Genomic DNA, 1,504 nt, shown 5'->3' with positions numbered 1-1,504 from the left:
ATAAAATAATAGCTGCTGTAATAATTAATCCAAATGTTTTTACCTGTTTCATATATTAGTTTTGATACTTAATGTTTGTTGTTTATAATTTTCCTGCGGCTTTCAGCCAGTCAATTTTTGCAGTGATGGCATCGTACAAACTGCTGTAATAATTATTTTGTGCTACTGATAATTGTGCCTGTGCAAGGTAGAGTTCATCACTTCTGCCAAGGCCCTGCTCATATTTTATCTTAGTAGTGGTATATACTTTTTGTGCCAGTTCAATATTTTTTTTCTGATTATCAACTGTAAGCATTGCGCTAACCATTTTGGTACGGCTTTGCTCAATATCAGCATCAATATTTTGCTTTAATTGAGTGGTACTGTTTTTTGTTTTCTCCAGTTCTAATCTTGCTTTTTGTATTTGCGAATTGCGTGAGAAGCCACTAAAAATTGGAACAGACATTTTAAAACCAACAATAGATGTAGTGAACCAATCGCCTTTATTAAAAAAATTAAAACTGTTACGCTGTGCATTTTTACTGTAGCTGGCAAAAGCGGCAATGGTGGGTATTTTACTAAGTTGATAGCGCTTTACATTATAGCCACCCAATTTTTCCGCCATGGCTAATAACTGTATTTCTTTACGATCGTTATAAGTATAACTGCTGTCTAAAATATTTGCTTTTAAATCTTCATCACTTATTGAATCCGTTAATACTAATTCATCTTTTTGCGGCATGCCCATTAAAAATTTTAAGCCTGAGTTGCCCACCGCCAGCATACTCTCATACTTTATTTTTTCTGTTTGCAGGTTATTTAACTGCACTGTTGTTTTATCAATATCTAATTTTTCTGAAAAACCATTTTTATACATTTCTTTAGTGTCGTGCAATAATTTATTAACCAGCTCAATATTGGCATCAATAGAACCAATTTGTTTTTTGCCTACAGCCAGCTGGTAATAAATTTTATAAATATTTACTTTTATTTGCTCCTGCGTTATCTCAGCAGTTTTTTTATAATAATCTATTACCGCACCTCTTGCTACCAAGCCAACAAAAACCTGACCATCAAAAAGTAACTGGCTTACATCAATACCACCACTTGCATTCCACGATGTACCAAACTGTGCAGGTATGCTGCCAAAGCCACCGGCAGGAAATTTTATTGTTTGGCCAGAGCCATCTTTAACACCCTGGTCTACCAGTACCTGGTAAGTTGCCGGGCTGATAAAATCTGGCAATGTTGTTACCGGAATATCAAAATAATGAGTAGTGCTTATACTGCCATTTACCTGCGGATAAGCTGCTGAAGTAATTTGCCTGTTAGCCTGGTGTTGTATGTCAACATCAAGCAGTGCATTTTTTACTGTTACAGAATTTTTGTTTGCGTATTCAACACATTGTTTAATACTAAATTCATTTTTCTGCTGTGCATTTGCAACGGCAGATAATAATACCAAACTTATTACAGCAGTACTATTAAGCCAAAATTTTTTCATTAGTGTTCGTATTTTTTGTTC

General features: G+C 34.6%; 1 protein-coding gene. It reads right to left on the bottom strand.

Annotated features, from left to right (window positions below):
* Positions 1–82: 82 nt before the first annotated feature.
* On the bottom strand, positions 83–1,504 hold a 1,422-nt coding region (locus ACY65O_RS17475; RefSeq protein ID WP_462222147.1), incomplete at its 5' end, for a TolC family protein.

It is taken from the genome of Ferruginibacter sp. (assembly GCF_031430955.1).
In the GTDB taxonomy this organism is placed as follows: Bacteria; Bacteroidota; Bacteroidia; order Chitinophagales; family Chitinophagaceae; genus Ferruginibacter.
This window is presented reverse-complemented; position numbering and strand designations above follow the sequence as displayed.